Annotated in this window: 17 protein-coding genes and 2 pseudogenes; 9 read left to right on the top strand and 10 right to left on the bottom strand. The window is 62.4% G+C overall.

Annotated features, from left to right (window positions below):
* Together ACWGTO_RS21720 and ACWGTO_RS21715 are read right to left on the bottom strand one after the other, a co-directional pair.
* A pseudogene (locus ACWGTO_RS21720) lies at positions 1-106 on the bottom strand (co-chaperone GroES); the annotation flags it as partial.
* A gap of 185 nt (positions 107-291) precedes the next feature.
* On the bottom strand, positions 292-1,089 hold the full coding sequence (locus ACWGTO_RS21715) for a class I SAM-dependent methyltransferase (RefSeq protein WP_454576854.1): 798 nt from the start codon (positions 1,087-1,089) through the stop codon (positions 292-294).
* 166 nt (positions 1,090-1,255) lie between these two features.
* Here ACWGTO_RS21715 and ACWGTO_RS21710 point away from each other — a divergent pair, with 166 nt between their 5' ends.
* The gene (locus tag ACWGTO_RS21710; RefSeq protein ID WP_454576853.1) at positions 1,256-2,023 is read left to right on the top strand and encodes a hypothetical protein; all 768 of its coding nucleotides are present in this window, start codon (positions 1,256-1,258) and stop codon (positions 2,021-2,023) included.
* A gap of 14 nt (positions 2,024-2,037) precedes the next feature.
* Here the strand turns inward: ACWGTO_RS21710 and ACWGTO_RS21705 are convergent, their stop codons facing one another.
* Positions 2,038-2,664, bottom strand: coding sequence for a TetR family transcriptional regulator (locus ACWGTO_RS21705; protein ID WP_454576852.1), 627 nt, complete (start codon positions 2,662-2,664; stop codon positions 2,038-2,040).
* Positions 2,665-2,823: 159 nt separating this feature from the next.
* On the opposite strand from ACWGTO_RS21705, the gene ACWGTO_RS21700 reads away from it, so the two are divergent.
* Both ACWGTO_RS21700 and ACWGTO_RS21695 read left to right on the top strand, forming a co-directional pair.
* Positions 2,824-4,011, top strand: a complete 1,188-nt coding sequence (locus ACWGTO_RS21700) for an MFS transporter (RefSeq protein ID WP_454576851.1) — start codon at positions 2,824-2,826, stop codon at positions 4,009-4,011.
* Positions 4,012-4,114: 103 nt separating this feature from the next.
* Positions 4,115-5,050, top strand: coding sequence for a bifunctional helix-turn-helix transcriptional regulator/GNAT family N-acetyltransferase (locus ACWGTO_RS21695; RefSeq protein ID WP_454576850.1), 936 nt, complete (start codon positions 4,115-4,117; stop codon positions 5,048-5,050).
* A 5-nt stretch (positions 5,051-5,055) separates the two neighbouring features.
* Here ACWGTO_RS21695 and ACWGTO_RS21690 read toward each other — a convergent pair.
* Positions 5,056-5,888, bottom strand: a pseudogene (locus ACWGTO_RS21690) (AraC family transcriptional regulator).
* Between the two features lie 152 nt (positions 5,889-6,040).
* Between ACWGTO_RS21690 and ACWGTO_RS21685 the strand changes: the two are divergent.
* Positions 6,041-7,570, top strand: a complete 1,530-nt coding sequence (locus ACWGTO_RS21685) for a winged helix-turn-helix domain-containing tetratricopeptide repeat protein (protein WP_454576849.1) — start codon at positions 6,041-6,043, stop codon at positions 7,568-7,570.
* On the opposite strand, the gene ACWGTO_RS21680 is transcribed toward ACWGTO_RS21685, so the two are convergent.
* Both ACWGTO_RS21680 and ACWGTO_RS21675 read right to left on the bottom strand, forming a co-directional pair.
* On the bottom strand, positions 7,546-7,878 hold the full coding sequence (locus tag ACWGTO_RS21680; protein ID WP_454576848.1) for a hypothetical protein: 333 nt from the start codon (positions 7,876-7,878) through the stop codon (positions 7,546-7,548). The genes ACWGTO_RS21685 and ACWGTO_RS21680 overlap by 25 nt on opposite strands.
* The gene (locus tag ACWGTO_RS21675) at positions 7,869-8,390 is read right to left on the bottom strand and encodes a hypothetical protein (protein WP_454576847.1); all 522 of its coding nucleotides are present in this window, start codon (positions 8,388-8,390) and stop codon (positions 7,869-7,871) included. Before ACWGTO_RS21675 ends, ACWGTO_RS21680 begins: the two co-directional genes overlap by 10 nt.
* Positions 8,391-8,834: 444 nt before the next feature.
* Between ACWGTO_RS21675 and ACWGTO_RS21670 the strand changes: the two genes are divergently transcribed.
* The 4 genes from ACWGTO_RS21670 (at position 8,835) to ACWGTO_RS21655 (ending at position 15,353) form a co-directional block, all read left to right on the top strand.
* Positions 8,835-9,305: a MarR family winged helix-turn-helix transcriptional regulator gene (locus tag ACWGTO_RS21670; protein WP_454576846.1), complete on the top strand. Its 471-nt coding sequence runs from the start codon at positions 8,835-8,837 to the stop codon at positions 9,303-9,305.
* A complete protein-coding gene (locus tag ACWGTO_RS21665) occupies positions 9,302-10,495 on the top strand; it encodes an HlyD family secretion protein (protein ID WP_454576845.1) in 1,194 nt (397 codons plus the stop codon). The genes ACWGTO_RS21670 and ACWGTO_RS21665 overlap by 4 nt, the downstream gene beginning before the upstream one ends.
* Before the next feature lie 343 nt (positions 10,496-10,838).
* A complete protein-coding gene (locus ACWGTO_RS21660; RefSeq protein WP_454576844.1) occupies positions 10,839-12,374 on the top strand; it encodes a DHA2 family efflux MFS transporter permease subunit in 1,536 nt (511 codons plus the stop codon).
* Between the two features lie 357 nt (positions 12,375-12,731).
* On the top strand, positions 12,732-15,353 hold the full coding sequence (locus ACWGTO_RS21655) for an EAL domain-containing protein (RefSeq protein ID WP_454576843.1): 2,622 nt from the start codon (positions 12,732-12,734) through the stop codon (positions 15,351-15,353).
* 15 nt (positions 15,354-15,368) lie between these two features.
* On the opposite strand, the gene ACWGTO_RS21650 is transcribed toward ACWGTO_RS21655, so the two are convergent.
* Positions 15,369-15,851, bottom strand: coding sequence for a CAP domain-containing protein (locus ACWGTO_RS21650; RefSeq protein WP_454576842.1), 483 nt, complete (start codon positions 15,849-15,851; stop codon positions 15,369-15,371).
* A gap of 416 nt (positions 15,852-16,267) precedes the next feature.
* Between ACWGTO_RS21650 and ACWGTO_RS21645 the strand changes: the two genes are divergently transcribed.
* The gene (locus tag ACWGTO_RS21645; protein WP_454576841.1) at positions 16,268-17,092 is read left to right on the top strand and encodes a DUF2189 domain-containing protein; all 825 of its coding nucleotides are present in this window, start codon (positions 16,268-16,270) and stop codon (positions 17,090-17,092) included.
* A gap of 20 nt (positions 17,093-17,112) precedes the next feature.
* Here the strand turns inward: ACWGTO_RS21645 and ACWGTO_RS21640 are convergent, their stop codons facing one another.
* The 3 genes from ACWGTO_RS21640 to ACWGTO_RS21630 all read right to left on the bottom strand — a co-directional run bounded on the left by ACWGTO_RS21640 (position 17,113) and on the right by ACWGTO_RS21630 (position 21,931).
* A complete protein-coding gene (locus ACWGTO_RS21640; protein WP_454576840.1) occupies positions 17,113-17,745 on the bottom strand; it encodes a LysE family translocator in 633 nt (210 codons plus the stop codon).
* Positions 17,746-17,849: 104 nt separating this feature from the next.
* Entirely contained in the window at positions 17,850-19,811 is a 1,962-nt protein-coding gene (locus ACWGTO_RS21635; RefSeq protein WP_454576839.1) for a pilus assembly protein TadG-related protein, read from the bottom strand.
* A gap of 200 nt (positions 19,812-20,011) precedes the next feature.
* Positions 20,012-21,931, bottom strand: coding sequence for a pilus assembly protein TadG-related protein (locus ACWGTO_RS21630; RefSeq protein ID WP_454576838.1), 1,920 nt, complete (start codon positions 21,929-21,931; stop codon positions 20,012-20,014).
* Positions 21,932-22,186 lie beyond the last annotated feature (255 nt).

Here is a 22,186-nt window from a genome sequence, read left to right as displayed (position 1 = left end):
CCTTTGCCGTATCCGGGATGATGATCCCGCCGGCGGTCTTGGATTCGGATTCGACCCGGCGTACGACCACGCGGTCATGAAGCGGGCGGAACTTCGACTTTGCCATTTTTTCTTCCTCGAATGAGAACGGTGAGAACAGTTCCTCCATCCGGCGATGCCGGATATCAGTTAGCACTCACCCAAGGCGAGTGCTAACGTGGCGCTGAAATAGGCGCGTGGCTTGCGAGAGTCAAGGCGAACGGTGGGCTCAATTTCCTCAAATTTGAGCCCTGCCTTGGTCCGACGGGAAGCCTAGCGACCCCTCGGCGATCGAAGCACCAGCAGAGGGCATCGCTCCGCCAGCGGATAGGCGCCGCTCGGCACGACGCGCACTTCGCCGAACCACGCACTCGCCTCGTCGACCAGTGTGGCCAGCGTTGCGAAGCTGTAGCTTATGTCGGAGCCGGCATAGACGTCGATCGTGTTGATCGACGCCATGCTCCAACCCGTCCGCGCGGCAAGGGCCTCGCGGTCGGGGAACAGGCCGTCGAATGTGTCGCGGATTGCCCGCACCTTGATGGCGAAATCCGGGCCGGCCGTGGTGCACGCCATCGCGATCCGCCATTTGAGCGCATGGAAATTCCCCATCGCGCCGGTCAGCACCTGGGCTTCAATGCTGGCCAGTTCCTCGGGCGTTTCCGGGGCCGCGAAAACGCGGATCGCCGCACGCCCACCGGGCTTCAGGACCCTGGCGATTTCGCCGTGCAGGCGATTGCGTGCCGCCTTCGAAGCGACGGCGGACAGGCAGCCGTCGCCAATCACGGCCTCGGTACTGGCCCCGGCAACGGGCAGATCCAGCCAGTTTCCGGCCATCGCCCTGTGCGAGACGTTGTCGCCAGCCCACACGCCCGAGATCATGGCCGCCGATTGGTCGATTGCCAGCATTGATCTGCCGAGCACGGCGAGTTCCGGCGTCACCCCCAGGAGCAGGACATCGGCTCCCACCAGATCAAGTTCACGCTCGAAGATTTCAACGATTTCCGGTGTCGGCCGAAGCGGTGCGTCCAGGAGCCGCCAATGGCGGTGATAATTGTCCCAATGATTTGTCATGCTGCCTTTGGGGCCTGAGAGTTCTGGCTTTTGGCGGTCGCAGCCGCTTAATAGAAAATTGCAGAAAATCAAAAGGCCAGCTGTGGCACGTATTGTCGTCGTAATGCATGAGCACGACCGGTTCCAGAGCGGCCGCAACCTCTTGCTGCGCAGATCGAGCCCGTACATGCTTTTCGATGTTCTCGAAGACCTGAAAAAGCGCGGCCATTCGGTTCGGATCCAGCCAGGTCCGGCCAGGACGCACGATGCCGACATCGCGGTCCTGCATGTCGATGCGACGGTCACGCCAACCGACTATCTCGACTATGCACGGGGCTTTCCATTCTGCCTCAATCTTGCAACGGCCGACATCTCCAAGCGAAGGGTCAGCGGCGCGTTGCTGGAGCATGACGACCCCTGGCAGGGCGCTGTGATCGTGAAAACCAATCTCAACAATCAGGGCATTCCGGAGACGTTCCTCAACCGGCGATCCAGACGCGCGGGCAAGCAGCTACCTTTTCCGGACGTGCGCGGGCTGCAGCCCTATAAGCTCTACGGGTCTCTTGGCGACGTCCCGGATGGAGTCTTCGGCGATGACGATCTGGTCGTGGAAAAGTTCGTTGCCGAACGGGAACCCGATGGCTTTGCAATGCGGTTCTGGGTGTTTTGCGGAGAGAGCGAGCGTTGCACCCGCTACATCTCGCCAAACAGTCTGGTCAAGGCATCCGAGACGATCCGCCGTGAGCCTGTCCCTGTTCCCGACGAGATCCGCGAGCGACGACGCGAACTCGGCTTCGACTATGGCAAATTCGATTTCGTCATGCATGAGGGCAGGGCGGTCTTGCTCGATGCCAACAAGACGCCGGGCCGTCCCAAGAATCTGGTGAAAATGTTTGCGGCTGGCGCTGCGCACCTGGCCGACGGCTTCGAAGGCCTCATGCGTCGGGTGCCGTAGGCGGTACTGCTCGCCTAAAGAAACAACCGCAACTGCGTATGGATGATCGACCGGTAGTCCTCGATCGTATGGCGGCTTTCCGCTTCATCCTGGGTCAGCGCCATGCGCACGACTCCTCCGGCAAGCTGGAAGATCAGGAAAACCATGCGCCCGAACTCTTCGTGTCGCTCCGGCGCGAGAAACGCCTCGACATGGTCACAGAACATCCTCGCCTGACGCCGGGTTTCGGCGATATCGAGATTTTGCAGCGCCTTGTCGGCCTGGATGGCGTTCTGCAAGTCCTGGATGGCCGGGTCGCCGGCGACGCGTTCGTAGTAATCGTCGAGCAGCCTGTCGGCGGCGGCGATGACGTCGCCCAGTCCGCCGATGTCTGCAACGATCGCGGCAAGGCGCGCGCGGCTCACCTCGGAGAACCGTTCGTAGAGCATCGCCAGGATCGCCGACTTGTTGGGGAAGTAATGATAGACGGTGGCGATCGGCCCGCCGGCCAGCGCGCCGACTTCCTTCATTGTGACGGCGTCGATGCCCTTTTCGCCGATCAGCCGCATGGTCGTCGACAGGATGGCGTCGATGCGCTCGCGGCTGCGCTCCTGCTTCGGCCTGCGCCTCGGTTCGGTCGCCGTTCTCCCTGCTTCGTTCATGTCGCCACCCTCTCGATCGCCAAGACCATTCGATCCCCAGCCTTGCTGAACGCCGAGCCTCACTAATGATTGACAAACGAATATGATCGAGTATCAGTTTCTAAATACTGACAGATTGTCAGTTTTTTCACCGTCAGGCAAGGACGTTGGGAGGCGCCCGTGACTTCTGTTCGCAACGTCGATGCCGGAAATGGCGACTGGCTGGTCGGCAACCCGACCGCCGCGCAGCTGGCCTCGGCGCTATGGATAGGCTCGGTCGGCCTGCTCATCCTCGGACTGCAGCCGGTGCTGCTCGGGGCGCTCTACACCGAAGGACATGTCAGCGGCGATGAGCTCGCTCTGGTCGCCACGGCCGAAATGATTGCCATCGGCATCGGCTCGGCGGTCATCGCGATGATGCTGTCGGCGCACAATATGCGCTGGAAGAGTGCAATCCTTCTGGTCCTGCTGGCGTTGGCGAACTGGGCAACCGCCTTTGCGGTCAGCCCGAACTCGCTGATCGGCGCCCGCGCCATGGCCGGCCTCGCCGAAGGCGGCTTGGTGGCGGTCGCCACCGAACTGATCGCCCGCTCGCGCCGGGCCGAGCGTATCGGCGGCTATTTCGTTACCATCCAGACCCTGGCGCAATGCGCGCTTGCGTTGCTGCTGGCGCTTTACGTGATCCCGGCCGCCGGATCGGCTGGAGGCTTCATCGTCCTTGCCGTCGTCTGCATCGCTTCGGTCGCGGTCGCCTTCCTGGTCCCGGCAGACTATGCCGACCTCCCCAAGGAGGAACAGTTCAGCAATGCGCTGACCGTTCCTTCGCTCACCGCTTTGCTGTGCGTCTTCTGCTACTTCATGTTCTTCGGCTCGGTCTGGGCTTTTCTCGAGCCGCTCGGCGCACAATACGGGATCGACGGCCGAACCGTCGGCCTGATCGTCTCGACCAGCCTCGCGCTGCAGGTCCTGGGCGCGATGACGGCAACTGTCTTCGAGGCGCGCATCGATTATCGCTTCGCCGTAGCGGCGATCGGCATTGCCGCGGTCGTCAGCTCGGTGGTGCTCGCCAGTAGCCCCGGCCTGACGGTTTTCTGGATCGCCGCCCTGGTCATGGGCTTCATCCTTCTGTTCATCGTGCCCTACCAGATCCGGCTGGCGATCACCGCCGACGAGACGCGCACCGCGGTGCTCCTGATACCGGCAGCCCAGCTCTTCGGGCTCGCGATCGGTCCGATCGCGGCATCGCTGCTCATCGACGGCAAGGATTTTCGGCCGGTACCGGAATTCGCCGCCGTCAGCGCCGCCGCCAGTATCGTGCTACTTGGCCTGTTCATCCTGGTCTCACGGCGCCGCCGCGCTCTCGCCTGACCACTCTTCCCGAAGACACGATGCGTGAGCCTCCAGCCGGCTGTTCGGAGATACTTGACTAAGTCAAATAAATGGTTGATCGTGCTGAGGCAGGAGACTGCCAATGACGATCCATCATCAACCCGGCAAGGAACGCATCGACGCGGTGCGGGCTTTCAACCGCTTCTACACCCGCCAGATCGGCCTGCTCGACGAAGGCCTGCTGAAAAGCGCCTTCTCGCTGACCGAGGCGCGGGTGCTCTATGAACTGGCGAACCGCGATGGGCTGACCGCCACCGACCTCATTCGCGATCTCGGCCTCGACGCCGGCTATGTCAGCCGGCTGCTAAAGAAGTTCGAGCACTTGCAGCTGATTTCGCGAACGGCGCTTGCGTCGGACGCGCGGCAATCGTCGATCACGCTGACGCCGGCGGGGCGAGAGGCCTTCGAGCCGCTGAACCAGGATTCGCATGACCAGGTCGCGGCCTTGCTGGAGCGGCTCCCGCCTGCCGAACAGGACCGGCTGGTCAAGGCCATGCAGACAGTGCAGCGCCTGCTGGGCGAGGATGACGAGCCCAAAGTCCCCTACATGCTGCGCCCACTGCAGGTCGGCGACATCGGCTGGATTGTCCACCGCCAGGGACAGCTCTATGCGGAGGAATATGGTTGGGACGAGACCTATGAGGCGCTGGTCGCCGAAATCCTTGGCGCCTTCGTCAAATCCTTCGATGCCAGATGGGAGCGCAGTTGGATCGCCGAACGGCAAGGCGAGGTGGTCGGCTCGGTCTTCGTCGTGCGCAAATCCGACGACGTGGCCAAACTTCGCCTGCTCTATGTCGAGCCTTCGGCGCGGGGCCTTGGGATCGGCAAACGGCTGGTCGAGGAGTGCATCGGCTTCGCCCGCGCCAAGGGCTACAAGACGCTGACCCTATGGACCAACGACATCCTGACCGCAGCCCGCCACATCTATGAAAATGCAGGCTTCAAGCTGGTCGACGAAGAGCGCCACCACGCCTTCGGCAAGGATCTGGTCGGCCAGAACTGGAATCTGGAGCTGTAGCGGTTCTAGGCCTTGACCGGGATCCAGATCTCCAGCCCGCCATTGCCGCTGCGCGGATCGAACTCCGTCCCGTAGCGCTCGAATTCGGGGCCATCCGCGATCTCGTGCCCGGACGCCGGCAGCCATTTGTTCCAGATTGTGTTGACGGTGCGGCGGATGGTCGAGATGTGCTCGGCATGGGTGAAGACGGCGTATCTCTGCGCCGGCACCCGCACGCGGGAAAGCTCCTTCGGCAGGTCGGAGAAATCCAGGACTTCGACCCCGGCGATGTAATCGAAATTGCCGGCATCGTCGCCGTTGACGCAGACGCCATAGGCGACATCACCCATCTCGCCCGGAATGTTGCCGATATAGGGGCCGAAGCGCTGCCACTCATCGGAATGGCGGCGCTGGTTTCGCAGCTGTAGCGCTCGCCGAGGCCGGCGATGAGAAAGGGCCGGCCGGTCTCGAAGCGCGGTGGCGGCAGTGAGGCAAGGAAGGACTGGTCCATCAGGATCGGCTCCACGAGGTCGAGGTTTTTGAGGCTGCCCTGCGCGCGCACCAGTTCCGGCGTAGTGCCGAACTGGTCGCGGAAGGCGCGGGTGAAGGCCTCATGCGAGGCGTAGCCGGCATCGAGCGCGACCGCGAGGATGTCGGGCGCGCCGCCGGCCAGTTTGCGCGCCACTTCCGTCAACCGACGCGCGCGCATATAGCCCATCACCGAACGGCCGGTGGCGGCGCCAAAGGCGCGCGTCACGTGAAAGCGCGACACGCCGCTGCTTTCTGCGACGTCCTCAAGCGAGATCGCTTCCGGCAGATGGCTTTCGACGAACCACAGCGCTTTCTCGGTCGGGTTCATGGGCTCCTCACATTTGGCGGGGTGACATTTATCCCTCTGGCCGACGGCCAGTTTGATCGAAATTGCGCACTGCGCAATAATGCGCTTCGACCAAGCCGCGCCGTTGTGGAATCGAAGCGGCGCGTTTCAGTGTCAGGGGGAGGGGTTTCCCGATGACAGCGACGGCTGCCGATCAGCCTTTCCGGTTTGGCGGGTTCACGCTCGATCTCGCCATGGGCACGCTGCGCGGTGTCAACGAGCCGCTGTTCCTGCGCCCCAAGGCCTATGCGCTGCTGTCGCATCTTGCCCGCAACATGGGCCGCGTCGTTCCGAAATCCGAGCTGATGGATGTGGTGTGGCCGGGCGTCTACGTCACCGAGGATTCGCTCACCCAGTCGGTGCGAGAGATCCGTAAGGTGCTGGGCGACGACATGGTGCGCACCGTGTCCAGGCGCGGCTACATGCTTGCCGCCGAGGCGCAGACCGCGCCCGAGATCGGCGCCCAGCCGGTGGTGGCCGTGGTGCGCTTCCGCAATGAAAGCGGCGATCCGGCCGATGAAGCCATGGTCGATGGCTTTGCCGAGGATCTCATCAATGGCGTTGCGCGCTTCGGCACAGTTACTGTTCTAGCGCGCAACTCCAGCTTTTCCTTCGCGTCCTTCGGACGTTCCGAATGGCCTGAGATTCGCGCCCGCATCGGCGCGGACTATCTGGTCGAGGGGTCGCTGCGCCGCCAGGGCGAGCATGTCGTCGTCGCCGTCAGCCTCGTCGACATCGCCACCGCCCGCCAGCTCTGGGGCGACCGCTTCCAGTCGCAGGGCGACGGCCTGTTCGCGATCGAGCGCGAAATCGTCGAGCAGATCGTCAGCCGGCTGGTCACCCGCGTCACCAATGCCGGCCTGGAGCAGGCGTCACGCAAGCCGGTGACCAGCCTTGCCGCCTATGAGCTTCTGCTGCGCGGTTTCGCGATGTTGCGCGATCCCGCGCAGACCGACCAGCGCAGCGCCGAGGCCTTGTTCGAGGCCGCGATCGCCAAAGATCCGAATTACGGGCTGGCCTACACATATCTCGGTCTGGTGCGGGCGCTGGATGGCGAGTTCGGACGCGCCAGCGATGCGGTCTTGAGCAATGCACGCGACCTCTCCGAGAAGGGGCTGGCTCTGTCGCCGGACCAGCCGACCGGGCACCGTGTGCAATCGCTGATCCGGCTTTATATGCGCGAGCACGAAGCCGCCGAACACCATATGCGCATCGCGCTGCAGCTCAACCCTTACGATGCCGACTGCATCGAGCAGATGGGCATGCTGCTCACCATGCGCGGCCGGCCGCTGGAAGCGATGACATGGCTTGCGCGCGGCATTCGCATCGATCCCTTGCACCCGCACTGGTACCAGTTCGACCGCGCGCTGGCGCTCTACATGATGGGCGAATACCGGCGGGCGGCGGAAACGCTGGAACTGGCGACGCGTCCGGCGCCGTGGATCCGCACCCGGCTGGCGGCCTGCTATGCCCAGCTGGGCGAGATGGAGAAGGCAAGGCGGCAGATCGCCCTGATCGAGGAGGGCGATCCGTTTTCGCCGCTCGACTATGCGCTGCGCGGCGTGCCGTTCGAAAACAAGGCCGATGCCGAGCATCTCGCCGAAGGCGTCAGACTTGCCCTCGGCGAGACCGAGCCCGGTCAATCGACCACGACCACGATGTAACGGCCCTGATAGGCGCGGTAATAGGTGCCGCCGCAACGCCAGACGTCGAAGCCGTTGACCTTTGTCCGCACGCAGCCTGCCGGCAGCCTGGCGACCCATGCCGTGGTGTGGCGCAGCACGCGCCATGCGGTGGCGCGGCGGGCAACGCCGGCTGCGCTGCGCGGTGTCCAGGGCGCACCGACGCGGGCCTGCGCCTCGCCGACCAGCGACAGCGCCGGTACGCTGGCGCCAACGATCTCGACACCGCTGAATGCTATCGCCAGCGCGGCAGCCACGGAGCGGATTTTCTTCTGAGAATTCATAGGCATTTTCGTTTCTCCTGATGTGGATTTAGGTCTAAATGGGAGGACGAAGCGGCAAGCCGGGCCGAGCCCGCCAATGCCGCCAGGTGAGCAGCTACGAACAGGATGTGCGCCGCAGTTGTGACGTAGCCGACGACGAGCACGTCGGCGGCGATGAAGAACTGCCAGAACGCGAGGTTTGCGGTTCCAAGCAGCGCGTGCACGGCAGCCAGGAAGGCGTGCCAGGTGCGGGCGTAGGCGATGCGCCAGAACGTCACCCCGATGATAAGGGCAAGGCCGTGCGCCTCGATGAAGCCGATGCCGGCGCCCGGCGCATCGCCGAGCAGGGCGGCCTCGGCGCCGGTGCCGAAGAACGAGCCGGCAATGTCGGTGGCGAGCCCGCCGGCCGATGCAAGGATCAAAAAGCCGGCATTGAAACGGACGAGCAGTTTTCCAAAGAACGGGTCCATGGTCGTTTCCTTTCGGTTAGCGTGTTGAGGAGGCCGCCACGACGGCATTCCCGTCGTGGCTTCCAGCAATGCGTTGTCGTGTCAGGCGGCGGTGGCTTGCAATTCCCCGATGGGCGCCGAACACAGCGCGGCAGCCGGCTATGATCCTGGCTGGGAGAGGGGAGCACTTTGGCGCAGATCGGGGTCAGTCCGCCCGTTTCACCAGCACGCTTTCATTCGGCGCTTTGGCGGCTGAAATCCCGATCAGTTTCTGAAAATTTTCCGATGTTTTGGCGACCGGCCTTGACAGTGGCGGTGCGCCGTCGGGTCCGGCGAATTGGCGTGGGAGGGAAACCGACGCGCAGCAAAGGCCCATGGCGCCGTCTTCATCGTCGCGACGGTCATTCGCAGTCGTCATTGGTCGCGCCGCGATCACCAGACATCACCGCATTCGTGTGGCTGCCATCCCTCTTCGCTCGCCCTGGCACAATGGTGGCGCTTGAATGGTAAGCACGCTTATAATATATACCGCTCATGGTTTCCGACGGCATCGATAGATTAGGCTTTTTGATCCACGACGTGCAGCGCCTGATGCGCAAGCGCTTCGAGGCGCGCGCCAGCGGGCTTGGCCTGTCCTCGGCGCAATGGCGGCTTCTGGTTCGCGTCGCCAAGGAGGCCGGCGTGGCTCAGGCGCGGCTTGCCGAACTGCTCGAAATCGAGCCGATCAGCGTCTCGCGTCTGGTCGACCGGATGGAGGAGGGCGGCTGGATCGAACGCCGACCCGACGCGACCGACCGGCGTGTGCGCATGATCTTCCCGACCGCCAAGGCGAATGCGGCCTATGCCGACGTCAAAAGCCTTGCCGGCGAGGTCTATGAGGAATCGCTGGTCGGCGTTTCACCGGAGGATCGCCGCGTCCTGATCCGGGCGTTGGACACCATCGTGCAGAACCTTGCCGACGGCGAGACGTCGTCTTTGAAGAGTACGGAAGGGGCAGCGGCATGAACGCGGCAGCCAAGATAGACGAGAATGTGACCGAGCTCGAAATGGAAGCGCCGGCACAGGCCGAAGCGCCGGCACAGCCAGCCGCCGCTCCTGTCGCGGTGACTCCGCCGGTGCAGCCCGCGCCGGCTCCGAAAAAGCCGCGCCGCCTCGGTCGCTTGCTGTTGATGGTCGTCCTGCCGGCGGCGCTGGCCATTGGCGGCGGCTATGTCTGGGTAACCGGCGGCCGCTACCAGGAGACCGAGAACGCCAATTTGCAGCAGGCCAAGGTGTCGATCGCCTCGAATACGGCCGGCCGCATCGTTCAGGTCGACATTTCGGACAACCAGTTGGTCAAGCAGGGCGATGTGCTGTTTGCCGTTGATCCCGAGCCCTACCGGATTGCGTTGGGCCAGGCCGACGCGGCGGTTGCGGTCGCACGCGTCGGCATCGAACAGTTGCGCGCGGCCTACAGCCAGGCGATGGCGCAGGAGAAGTCCGACGCCAGCCAGGTCGACTATGCGCAGTCGCAGTATGACCGCGCGGCCGACCTTGCCCAGAAGGGCATCAACGCCAAATCCTCGCTGGACGAGGCCAAGAACGATCTCGACAAGGCGAGGCAACAGCTGGCAGTGGCCCAGCAGGGCATCATCAGCGCCAAGGCCGCTCTCGCCGGCAATCCCGATATCGAGACCGACAAGCACCCGACGGTGATGGCGGCACTCGCCGCGCGCGACAAGGCCGCCTACGATCTGGCGCAGACCACGGTCAAGGCGCCGGCGGACGGCGTCATCAGCCAGGCCTCCTCCTTCAAGGTCGGTCAGTATGTCGGCTCCGGCACGCCTTTGTTTGCCCTGGTCGAGACCGGCGACACCTGGATCGATGCCAATTTCAAGGAAACCCAGCTCACCCATATGAAAACCGGCCAGAAGGCCGAGATCGTGGTCGACACCTATCCGGGCCGCACCTTCGAGGCAACAGTCAAGGCGATCGGCGCCGGCACTGGCGCGGAGTTCTCCCTGCTGCCGGCCCAGAACGCCACCGGCAACTGGGTCAAGGTCACCCAGCGCATTCCGGTGCGCCTGGAGCTCACCGATGCCGACGCCAAAATGGCTCTGCGCACCGGCATGAGCGCCTCGGTTACGGTGGACACCGGCGTTGCCCGCGGGTTGCCGGCCATCTTCGGCCACGCCACCGCGGGTGAGGCACAATAGACTGTGAATGGACCGTGATCCTGAAAAGCAGGATCACGGCCGCGCAGGAATGCTCGCTCAGGCGAGATGAGATGACAGGATTGGTCCGATGGCGGGTTGCGCGAGGGTGGGGTTGGACCGGGCCGCATCGTGGCCTGACCGTAACCTGACCATCTCGGCACCGACCCTTCGGTCCTTTGGATTTCCGGGCGGCAAGCGCCTGATGTGTTGAGACTTTCGGTCGATGTAACCCCCACATCGATAGATCGCGTCCCACCGCGATGAGGGTCTCTTCACCAGAGAAGGCCTCGCCGCCCGGAAGCCTAGTGTACACGTTTTTGTTACCTGCCGGAAGTTCCGCATCATGAACACGCCAGAACCTTTCAAGGAAGTGCCGCATCGCGGCCTGATCACCGTGGCGTTGATGCTGGCGACCATCATGCAGGCGCTCGACACCACCATCGCCAATGTCGCGCTGCCGACCATGACCGGCGATCTCGGCGCCTCGCCCGACAACATCAACTGGGTGCTGACCTCCTACATCGTTGCCGCCGCCATCATGACGCCGGTGACCGGCTGGCTGGCCGACCGCTTCGGCCGCAAGGAACTGTTCCTGGCGGCGGTAGTCGGCTTCACTGTGTTCTCGATGCTGTGCGGCATCGCCTGGAGCCTGGAGAGCATAGTTTTCTTCCGGCTGATGCAGGGCGTGTTCGGCGCGGCCATCGTGCCGCTGTCGCAGACCTTCCTGCTCGACATCAACCCCAGGGAACGCCACGGCCAGGCGATGGCCATCTGGGGCGCCGGCATCATGCTGGGGCCGATCCTGGGCCCGACGCTCGGCGGCTGGCTGACCGAGAATTTCAACTGGCGCTGGGTGTTCTTCATCAATTTGCCGGTCGGCATCATCGCCTTTCTCGGCATGGCCGCCTATCTGCCGGTCGTTGCCCGGCGGGTGCGCAGCTTCGATTTCTTCGGTTTCGCCATGATCTCGCTCGGCGTCGGCGCGCTGCAGCTGCTGCTCGACCGCGGCGGCGAGGTCGACTGGTTTTCCTCGGTCGAAATCTGGATCGAGCTTGCTCTTTCGATCACCGGCTTCTGGGTGTTCATCATTCACACGGTGACGGCGGAACGTCCTTTCATCGACCCCAAAATCTTCCTCGATCGCAACTTCGTCACCGGACTGGCCTTCATCTTCGTCATGGGCGTGCTCATCCTGGCCTCGATGTCGCTGCTGCCGCCGATGCTGTCGACCATCTTCGGCTATCCGACCGTCACCATCGGTGTCGTATTGGGGCCGCGCGGTGTCGGCACGATGATTTCGATGCTCGTTGTCGGGCGGCTCATGAGCAAGATCGACGCCAGGATTCTCGTCGTCATCGGATTTCTCTTGACCGCGCAATCTCTCTACACGATGGCGGGCTTCACGCCGCAGATGGACAATTGGCTGATACTCAGCTCCGGCGTCATCCAGGGGCTCGGCATGGGCATGGTGTTCGTGCCGTTGTCGACGGTGGCCTTCGCCACGCTCGACGTGCGCTTCCGCACCGACGCCACAGCCCTGTTCAGCCTGGTGCGCAATCTGGGTTCCTCGATCGGCGTGTCAGTGGTGACGGTTCTCCTGGTGCGCAACACGCAGGTCAATCACACCGAGCTTTCGGCCTTCATCAACCCGTTCAACCCAAATCTGTGGGCGCTCTCATCGGCGGCGGCAGGTGGCGACCCGATGGCGCTTTCGCAGATGGATCGCATGGTCAACATCCAGTCGATGATGATCTCCTACGTCAACGACTTCAAACTACTGATGATGATGACGCTGATTGCCATCCCGTTTGTGTTTCTGTTGCGCAAGCCGAAGACGGCCCCGGCCGCCGGCGCGGCGCCTGCGGCACATATGGATTGACACGCGCGTCGAGATTTGCCGACATCAGATGATGTTGTCGGCCGCACCCTGCGAATATGTAAGGTCCGGCGATTCTCGGGATGATCGCAAAATTCTCCAGACATAGGAGAATGTCGATTCTATAGCGTCAATAGCGATCTGAGGACGGCATTTGGATTTAAGGTAACCAGGACCCTTCACCTCTGATTTCGGTTCGGTTTATATGCTGTTAGTACATAAGTAACACTATCAACAGACTGTCGCATGGCCCATAAATGATTTTTGCGTTCTTTCAGACCCAGCTGGGAGAAGGTCTGTTTGGTTACGAAATCATCCAGGAAATCCCCCGAAACGACCCAGTCTGTCGGCTTGGCTGCGTTGGCAAAGCTGGCCGGCGTTTCCTATGGGTCGCTGGAGCATGAACTGCGGGCGACGATCACCGCACTTGAAGGACAGGCGCTGCGCTTCGAGACGGTGATCGAGAACGTTTCGCAAGGCATCTGCTTTTTCGACCGCGATGAGCGGCTGATCCTGAGCAATCGCCGTTATGCGGAAATCTACTGCCTCGCACCCGAGCAGTTGCGGCCTGGCCTGACGCTGAGCGAAATCGTTGAGCGCCGCAGTGCCGCCGGCACGGCAGCGCTGACCACAGACGCCTATCTGGCGATGACGAGATCGGTCAATTCGGGCAAGGCGCCGAGGACCTGGACCGCCAAACTCGCCGACGGCCGGACCATCCAGATTTACAATCAGCCGATGTCCGACGGCAGTTGGGTGGCCACGCACGAGGACATTACCGATCTCATCGCCAATCGACAGATTGTCGACGAACGCCTCTCGTTGCAGGCACTGATAGACTGGGTGCCCAATTATCTCTGGGTCAAGGATACGCAAAGCCGCTTCATCGTCGTCAACAGCGCACTTGCGAATGACAGTGGCCGCGACAAGACCGCCGACATGATCGGCTTGACCGATTTCGATATCCATCCCCCTGAGGTTGCGCAGAAGTTTCGGCAAGTCGAACAGTCGGTGCTCGAAAGCGGACAACCTTTGATCGATGCGGAGGAGTTTGTCGTCGATGCGTCGGGCACCGTAAAATGGTTCTCGTCGACCAAGGTGCCGTTGCGCAATGCTCAAAACGAGATTTTCGGTCTGGTTGGCATTGCCCGCGACATCACGGCCCGCAAGCGGGCGGATGTCCTGCGCAGCGGACAGGCAAACATCCTGGAGATGATTGCGACGAGCGCCCCGCTCGAGAACGTGCTCGACAGCCTCATGCACCTGGTCGAGTCACAGTTGAAGGGGATTTTCGGTTCGGTCCTGCTGCTCGACAAGGATGGCATGCATTTGCGGCACGGTGCGGCGCCGAGCCTGGCCAAAGCCTATATGAGCGCCATCGATGGATCTGCCATCGGCCCCAAGACAGGGTCGTGCGGAACCGCCGCCTACCGGCGCGAACCGGTTGTCGTCACCGACATCCTGCAGGATCCGCTCTGGGAGGATTACCGCGACCTCGCGGCGCCCTATGGCTACCGTTCGTGCTGGTCGACCCCGATCCTGTCGCATCAGGGCGTCGTGCTGGGCGTCTTTGCCATGTATTCGATGAGCGTGCGCGAGCCGACCGAGACCGAGACTCGCCTGATCGAATTCACCACCCACATTGCCGGTATCGCGATCGAGCGCAAACGGGCTGAAGACCAGATCCACTTCATGGCCAACCATGACGCGCTGACCGGGCTGCCCAATCGCGCTTTGCTGGAGGATCGGCTTTCCCAGGCCGTCCTCTACGCGCAGCGATACAATCGCTGGGTGACGGTGGTTTTCATCGATCTCGACAACTTCAAACTGGTGAACGATACGTTGGGCCACAATGCCGGCGACGAACTCCTGAAGACTGTCGCGAGCCGCTTGGTTGGATGCGTGAAGGCGACCGACACCGTCGTGCGGCTTGGCAGCGATGAATTCGTCATCGTCCTGTTCGATCAACCCGCCAATGTCGATGTCATCTCGGAAACCTTGCAGACGATCAGGGATGCGATTGCCGAGCCCGTTTCTGTCGCCGAGCATCGCCTGCGATTAACGGCCAGCATCGGCATCGCAAATTACCCGAAGGACGGGACGAGCCCGGATAGGCTGTTGGCCAATGCCGATGCCGCCATGTATCGCGCCAAGGAATTCGGTCGCGACAATTTCCAGTTCTATGCCCCTGAGTTCAACTCAAGCGCACATGAAAAATTCCTGCTTCAGGAGGAATTGCGAAACGCGCTCGCCCGTTCGGAGTTCGTGCTGCTCTACCAGCCGCAGGTCGATCTGCGGTCGGGTCAGGTCCTGGCCGTCGAAGCGTTGGTACGCTGGAACCACCCGGCGCGAGGCGTGGTGTCGCCGATGATGTTCATCCCGACCGCCGAGGAGACCGGGCTGATCGTGCCGATCGGCGACTGGATCCTGCACGAAGCCTGCCGGCAAAACAAAGCCTGGCAGCGCGCCGGTCTGGCGCCCGTCACCGTCTGCGTCAACGTGTCGGCCCGGCAGTTCAGGGAGAAGAACCTGATCGACCGCGTCGTCAACGCATTGAAGGAAAGCGGCCTGGAAGCCAGGTATCTCGAGCTCGAAGTGACCGAAAGCCTGATCATGCAGGATTTCGAGTTGGCGGTTGCAACGATGAACGGACTGCAAAAGCTCGGCGTGCAGATCTCGATCGACGATTTCGGAACCGGCTATTCCAGCCTCAGCGCGCTCAAGACCTTTCCGGTACAGAGGCTGAAGATCGACAAGTCCTTTATCGACGACCTCGCGACGGACGAGAACGATCAGGCGGTTACCAGTGCCGTCATCTCATTGGGTCAAAAGCTGAATCTGAGGGTGCTTGCCGAAGGCGTCGAAACGGAAGACCAGGTCACCTTCCTGCGCAACAACAATTGCGACGAAATGCAGGGTAACTATTTCAGCAAACCGCTGTCGGCCGGGGATATCCGCGAACTCATCGCGCGCAACCGTTGAGCGCCCGGCTGGCCCCTATCTTCCGAGCACCAGGCTCCAGTACCGGACCGCGCCGTCGCGCCCGTCGCGCACATAGGCAAGGCCGAACCGGCTGAAATCCGGATCGAGCATGTTGCGGCGGTGGCCGGCCGAATGCATCCAGATGTCGAACAGTTTCTGCTGGTCGAACCGGCCCTCGGCGATGTTCTCGGCGGCGGCGCCCCGCACGCCATTGTCCTTCATCCGCGACGCGAAATCCTTGCCCCAGCCTGTCGTGTGGCTCATGCGTTCGCGCGAGGCCATATAGCCTGCCTGCTGGAGAGCGGCCTGCTCAAGCTGTGCGTCCGGCGCCAGCGCCGGCAGCCCGGACGAGGCGCGGATGCCGGCCAGCGTCGCGGTGGCGGAGGACGAGACACCGGCGCCTTGCCCGGTCGGCACCGAGACCGTGCTGCAAGCGGCGAGCCCGGCCATGGCTGCAAGGCCGATCAGCAGCAAGCGCCTGTTTGGTTTTGCACGCATTGCGCCAGAGCGGGTTTGCGTGAGCGGATGATTGGTGGTGCCGATCCGTGTCATGCCTGCCTGACTTAGCGGCGATCATGGCTTTTGCCGGGCAGGGCGCGCAGAAAAAATCGAAGTGTTGGAGATTGTGCCGATTGCTCCAGGTTAATTGGAAGCGCGCTCGGGCGCGCCGGACCTGCGCCCTGACTATGGCCCGCATTACTATGCCGCCTTCGTGGTCAATCCGGATCGCGACCACATCGAAGCGGTCTTCGACGCGCCGGCATAGGAGCGCGCGCTGATTTCCCAGTGTCGATGAAGATCGCGTGATGCGGCGACTTTTCCCTCGATGTCGGCTATGATGCCGGCGTTCTTGAAGTGGCAGCTGCGGGCGGCCATCCAGGCGATGACCGCCCCCGACACACGGGAGGAAGGGTATGGCCAGCTTTCATGTCATGGCGGACGCGCACGGACTGCATGTGCAGCCCACGGTGCGTCGTATCACCACCGCGGACCTCTGGGATGCGCTCAAGCTCGGTCTCGACGATTTCTGGGCCAAGCCGTCGCACTACGTGTTCCTCTGCCTGATTTATCCCGTCGTCGGCCTGATCCTGACGCGGTGGACCTCTGGCTCCAACGCTTTCCAGCTCATCTATCCGCTGATGTCGGGCTTCGCCCTGGTCGGCCCGTTCGCAGCGATCGGCCTCTACGAGATCAGCCGCCGGCGCGAACGCGGCATGGACACGTCCTGGCGTCACGCGCTTGACGTGCGCCGCTCGCCGGCATTGCCGTCGATCGCGGTGATCGGCGTCATGCTGCTGGTGCTGTTCCTGTTGTGGATGTTCACCGCACAGTCGATCTACACCAGCCTGTTCGGCGATCAGCCGCCGGCTTCGATCGTCGGATTTCTGAGCGAGGTGCTGACGACCAGCAAGGGCTGGGCGCTGATCCTGTTCGGCAATGCCGCCGGTTTCATCTTTGCCGTGATCGTGCTGGCGACGACTGTGGTTGCATTTCCGCTGCTGCTCGACCGCGACGTCGGCGCAGTAGCGGCCATCGAAACCTCGGCGCGCGCGGTGATGGCAAATCCGCTGGAGATGCTGCTGTGGGGGCTCCTGGTCGCCGTGCTTCTGGTGATAGGCTCGATCCCGCTGTTTGCCGGGCTCGCCGTGGTCATGCCGGTGCTTGGCCATGCCACCTGGCACCTCTACCGCAAGGTGGTGGAGCCGGCGCGCGCCCAGCAGATACGGCGGCCGATGTAGTCTCGGCGCTCTGCGTCCGATCAGCGTTGTGCGTCGGTTGCCATTTTGAGCGCCAGCGCGGCGAGCACCGTGCCCATCATCCAGCGCTGGATGACCATCCATAGCGGCCGTCCGGCGAGGAAGGTGGCGATTGAACCGGCCGTCACCGCGATGATGGCATTGACGGTCAGGCTGATCGAAATCTGCGTAGCGCCGAGCACCAGAAGCTGCGACAGCACGTGGCCTTTGCCCAGCGAGATGAACTGCGGCAGCAGCGACAGATAGAGCACCGCCACCTTGGGGTTGAGCAGATTGGTCATCAGGCCCATGGCGAACAGCTTGCGCGGCCTGTCCTTCGGCAGTTCGCGCACCTGGAACGGCGAGCGTCCACCGGGCCGCACCGCCTGCCAGGCGAGCCAAAACAGATAGAGCGCGCCAGCGATGCGCAGCGCGTCATAGGCGAACGGCACGGCAAGCAGCAGCGCGGTGATGCCCAGCGCAGCCGATACGACGTAGAACAGAAAGCCGACCGCCACGCCGCCGAGCGAGATCAGCCCGGCCTTCGGTCCTTGCGACAGCGAACGCGAGATCAGGTAGATCATGTTCGGCCCGGGCGTCAGCACCATGCCGAGGCAGACAAGCGCGAAGGCGAGATGATTGGCGGTTTCGGGCATGTGTGTCTCCGGGAAACGCTTGACCTTTGCCTCGCCGGACACTGGCGCGCAAGGGCTTGGCGGCGCCGACCGTTACGCCAGTGTCCAAAACCGGCGAACGCGCCTCAACTCACCACGCGCAGGTTCGACAGTTCGTTGGCGATTTCCTTGAAATTGTCCGACAGCGTGGCGCCCGTTGCATTCCAGAACAGTTTTGCAGGCTTGGTCGGGTCGGTCGGATCCTTGCGGAAGCGCGAGTCCGACGAACACGTCTTCAGCGCGTCCATCGCGCTCTTGTCGCCGGCGTCGGTCGTCGACATGTCGAGCGCCACCGTCATCACCATGATGTTGGCGGCCTTGGCGTTGTTGCACAAAGTCGCCATCTGCTCGTTGAGCGCGGCGGTGTAGTTGCTCGAAGAATAGTTGAACTGCCCGATGGCGCTCGACGTGCCGCCGAACAGGCGGGTGACCGAGGTGCCGTTGTAGCCGACGCCGGTATAGCCATAGCCGGCATAGGTCGACTTGTTGCCGGCCGGGTCGGAGCTCACCGTCGAATAGGTGTTCTCGCCGTCGGTCAGCACGATGACCACCTTGTCGTTGCCGCGCTCGGTCTCCGGCCGTCCCTCGGTGAAGGGCTCGGTGCTGGAGACGGTGCGCCAGCCCCAGGCCATGCCTTCCGGCACATTGGTGTTGCCGCTGGGCGCCATCAGATCGATCGCGGCCTTGATCTTTGCCAGACCGTCGGCGTTGGTGACGTCGGTCAGCGGCGTGATCGGCGTCGTGGTGCAGCTGTAGTTAGGCCCGGCGCCTGTCGATAGCACCGGCGCATTGATCGGCCGTGGCTGGAAATACTTGGCCATGTTGGACTGCCTGGTCTTGCCGGTGGTGCTCGACGGATCGTCGTTCCACCAGCTGTTGACCGCGCCATAGGTCACCGGCTTCGGCTCATCCGGATCCTGGGTCAGATACCAGTGGTTGCCTGGCTCGTCTGGCGCAAACATCGGCACGAACATGGTCGCGGGGTCGCCGACGCTGGTGCCGGTGTTGTTTGGGCCGCCGGACGCCGGCGTGTCGTCGACATTGTAAGGGTAGGGTCGCACCTCGACACAGCCTTGCCAGCTGGCGAACGGGCCGTATGTGTCGTTGTAATCGTATTCGTCGTGGCTGCGCCTGCAGGTGTGGTTGGAGCGGTATTCGTCGCACACGACACGCTTGCTGCCGACGATGCGCTCGTGGCTGGTGACCACCTTCATGTCGCGGTAAAGCGAGAAGCGGGTCAGCATCTGCCCCTCCTGCTCATCCCAGCCAGTCCCTTTCTTGTACCAGATGCCACCGATCTTCTGGGCATATTTGTCAGCGGCGTTCAGCGTCGACCAGTCGAAATTCTCGTTGTGGACAGGCGACAGCCCATAGGCATCGATCCATGACGCGTTGTCGTTGCTGGCGCCGACATTGACCGATGCGGCGAACGGCACCAGGCTGAACTGGACCGGCTTGTCGATCTGCTTGATCATCGCCGCCTGCGAGGCGAGCGTGTCGACCAGCTGCTTTGCGGCCTGTTTGAGCAGGTCGATGCGCTTTTGTCCGGAGCCGGTGCCGGGTGTCGACATCGAGCCCGAATTGTCGAGCACCATGGCCACTTCCAGCGTGTTCTTCAATCGCACCTGCGAGCACACGGAGTAATCGATGTCACCTGACGTCTTGCCGATCAACATCGACGCTGCCGGCAGGAAATAGGGCTTGTAGACCAGGCTGGCGCAAAGCTTGACGATGCCGCCGCCGGTCGTGCTGCTGGGCAGCGTGACGTCGAGCGTCGTGTTGGCGGGATCGACGCTGTTGAGATTTGCCTTGAAGAAGTCGAGCGCATAGGCCCGCAACTGGTCGTCTGTGGCGCCTTCCACCAGACGGCGGGCGGTGGCGAAGTTGGCGGCGTCGAGCGCGTTGACCACTCTCTGCTTCTCGCTGACCATGCCGCTGAAGTCGACGGCCATCGCCACGCCGCCCATCAGCGGCACCATGGCCAGAACGGTCATGAGAGCATAATTGCCGCGCCGGTCACGCCAGAAGTCACGCCAGAATTTGCGCATGTGATGTAAGCGGCCCCGCCTGCGGATTCTCCAATGCCGCCACACTTTCATAAAACGCTGAAGGACGGGTTTGGGAAACCGCTCGATTGCGCTGCCAGCGCTTCACCAAGCGCTAACCAAAGGTGCCGTCGCAGAGTGAGTGAAGTCAAAAACGATATTCGCGCCACAGGTGGGGCGTATCGTCTCGAAGATTGTGCAGATCAGCTGACGATGCGCAGGTTGGACAATTCGTTGCCGATTTCCTTGAAATCGTCCGACAGCGTGGCACCGGTCGAGTTCCAGAACAGCTTGAGCGGCTTGCCAGTGGAATCCTTGCGGAAGCGCGAATCCGACGAGCAGGTCTTCAAGGCGGCCATCTGTGCCGCTTCGGTCGTTTTGGTGGAGTCGAGGTCCAACGCGATCGTCATGACGATCATGCCGGCCGTCTTCGCATTGCTGCAAAGCGTGGCGAAGTGCTCGTTCATCGCCTTCGTGTAATTGGCATTCGAATAGTCGGTCTTATTGACGCTGCTGCTGGTGCCGAGGAACGGGCGACCATAGGTATAGGTGCTGTTGAATGGCTTGGTCTGGCTGGGATAGGCGAGATATCCGAGAGACGAATAGATGGCCTTGCTGCCGGCGAGGTCGTTGCCGCCCTGCAGGTAGTTGGTGCCCGAGTAAGACTGCGCCGTTACCGACGTGGGCGTGTAGTAGGTATTGGCGCCGTCGGTCAGCACGATCAACACCTTGTCGTTGCCCTTTTCGGATTCCGGCCGGCCTTCGCTGAAGGGTGCGGCGTTGGAAAGGGTCCGCCAACCCCAGGCCATGCCTTCCGGAACATTGGTGGCGCCAACATCGACCATGGCGTCGATGGCTGTCTTGACCGCCGTTTGGCCGACGGCGACCGATACGTCGGTCAAAGGCGTGATCGCGGTGGTGCTGCAGCTAGCGTTCGGGCCGGCATTGGAGCCGTAGGCCGGCGTCACCTTGGTACCGGGAGTGAAATACTTCGGCATGTATTTCTGACGAGCCGAGTCGGTTGCATTACTTACTGTCGCATCGAGGTGCCAGTTGTTGTTCGCCGGCCGTGAATTGGTGTCTACATTGTCGGTTTCGTCAGGTGCGAACATCGGCACGAACATGGTCGCCGGCGTCGTGGTCGAAGCAGCCATGTCCTGTATATTGTAAGGATAGGGACGGGATTCGACGCAGCCGCCCCAGGTCGCGATCGGTGCGTAGACTATGTTGGACGTGCAGACGTTACTCGAGTTTTTTGTGCACGACGAAATGCGCTTCATCCATTTGTAGAGCGAAAAACGCGTCAGCACCTGGTTCAGCTGCGTCGCATCCCAGGCCGAGCCCTTCGCGTAATAGTAGTTGCCGGACTTCACCGCGTACTGGTTTGGGAGGGCGGACGAAGTGAGCGTCGACCAATCGAGGTTCTCCTGGTCGAGAGGCGACACGCCCGTCGTGTCCATCCACGTGGCATCGGCGTTCGTCGGGCCGACATTGACCGAAGCGGCGAACGGCACCAAGCTGAACTGGACCGGCTTGGAGACCTGTTTCATCAGCTGCGCCTGGCCGGCAAGCTGGTCAACCAACTGCTTGGCCGCACTCTTCAACAGGTCGAACCGCACCTGGCTCGAGCCGTGTCCCAGTTCGGTCATCGAGCCGGAATTGTCGAGCACCAGCGCCACTTCCAGCGAGTTCTTGAGGCGGATCTCTGATCTGGCGGTGAAATCGACGTTGGTGTTGCCGGACGACTTGCCAAGCAGCATGGCCGCAACCGGCACGAAGTACGGCTTGTACGTCAGGGCGGCTTGCAGAACCAGCGTGCCGCCGCCGGTGTTGTCTTTGGGAAGCGTCACGGTCAGCGCTGTATTGGCCGGTTGGACGTGGCCGAGATTCGCTTCGAAGAAATTCTTGGCATAGGCCTTGGCCGCATCGTCAGTCGCGCCGGAAACAATCTGCTGGGCGGTGGCGATGCCCGCGGCATCGAGCGCGTTCAGCGTGTCCTGGCGCTGGCGGATTAACTCGGTGTAGTCGATGGAGATCGCCAGGGCGCCCATCAAGGGCACCATGGCGATCACTGTCATCAAGGCATAATTGCCGCGTCTGTCACTCAGAAATCTGCGGATCATGCCTTCAGCACCCCTGCCAGGACCAAAATGTCGAATATCGGCGCGAAAATGCCCACAAATCGTTAAAATTCAGGTTGCTGAAATACGTCCAAGATCGGCCCATCTTTTCAAGGCTCGTTAACCACTCGGCCCTCGTGATCGGCAATGCGACATTTTTCTATCGACTGAAGCTTCCGGGAAGTGCGCTTGCTGGGTGTTGCAACCGCCATCAGCCCATGGCTCGACCGCGTCGAAAACGCCGAAAGCTGGTGACAG

It is taken from the genome of Mesorhizobium sp. PL10, from assembly GCF_053714315.1.
This window is presented reverse-complemented; position numbering and strand designations above follow the sequence as displayed.

Excerpts from the sequence above, each read along its gene's own strand:
- ACWGTO_RS21695 (WP_454576850.1), top strand. The coding sequence starts at position 4,115 with ATGACGATCCATCATCAACCCGGCAAGGAACGCATCGACGCGGTGCGG.
- ACWGTO_RS21645 (WP_454576841.1), top strand. The coding sequence starts at position 16,268 with ATGGCCAGCTTTCATGTCATGGCGGACGCGCACGGACTGCATGTGCAG.
- ACWGTO_RS21680 (WP_454576848.1), bottom strand. The coding sequence starts at position 7,878 with ATGCCTATGAATTCTCAGAAGAAAATCCGCTCCGTGGCTGCCGCGCTG.
- ACWGTO_RS21685 (WP_454576849.1), top strand. The coding sequence starts at position 6,041 with ATGACAGCGACGGCTGCCGATCAGCCTTTCCGGTTTGGCGGGTTCACG.
- ACWGTO_RS21640 (WP_454576840.1), bottom strand. The coding sequence starts at position 17,745 with ATGCCCGAAACCGCCAATCATCTCGCCTTCGCGCTTGTCTGCCTCGGC.
- ACWGTO_RS21635 (WP_454576839.1), bottom strand. The coding sequence starts at position 19,811 with ATGCGCAAATTCTGGCGTGACTTCTGGCGTGACCGGCGCGGCAATTAT.
- ACWGTO_RS21630 (WP_454576838.1), bottom strand. The coding sequence starts at position 21,931 with ATGATCCGCAGATTTCTGAGTGACAGACGCGGCAATTATGCCTTGATG.
- ACWGTO_RS21710 (WP_454576853.1), top strand. The coding sequence starts at position 1,256 with ATGCTTTTCGATGTTCTCGAAGACCTGAAAAAGCGCGGCCATTCGGTT.
- ACWGTO_RS21670 (WP_454576846.1), top strand. The coding sequence starts at position 8,835 with ATGGTTTCCGACGGCATCGATAGATTAGGCTTTTTGATCCACGACGTG.
- ACWGTO_RS21660 (WP_454576844.1), top strand. The coding sequence starts at position 10,839 with ATGAACACGCCAGAACCTTTCAAGGAAGTGCCGCATCGCGGCCTGATC.
- ACWGTO_RS21715 (WP_454576854.1), bottom strand. The coding sequence starts at position 1,089 with ATGACAAATCATTGGGACAATTATCACCGCCATTGGCGGCTCCTGGAC.
- ACWGTO_RS21705 (WP_454576852.1), bottom strand. The coding sequence starts at position 2,664 with ATGAACGAAGCAGGGAGAACGGCGACCGAACCGAGGCGCAGGCCGAAG.
- ACWGTO_RS21665 (WP_454576845.1), top strand. The coding sequence starts at position 9,302 with ATGAACGCGGCAGCCAAGATAGACGAGAATGTGACCGAGCTCGAAATG.
- ACWGTO_RS21650 (WP_454576842.1), bottom strand. The coding sequence starts at position 15,851 with ATGCGTGCAAAACCAAACAGGCGCTTGCTGCTGATCGGCCTTGCAGCC.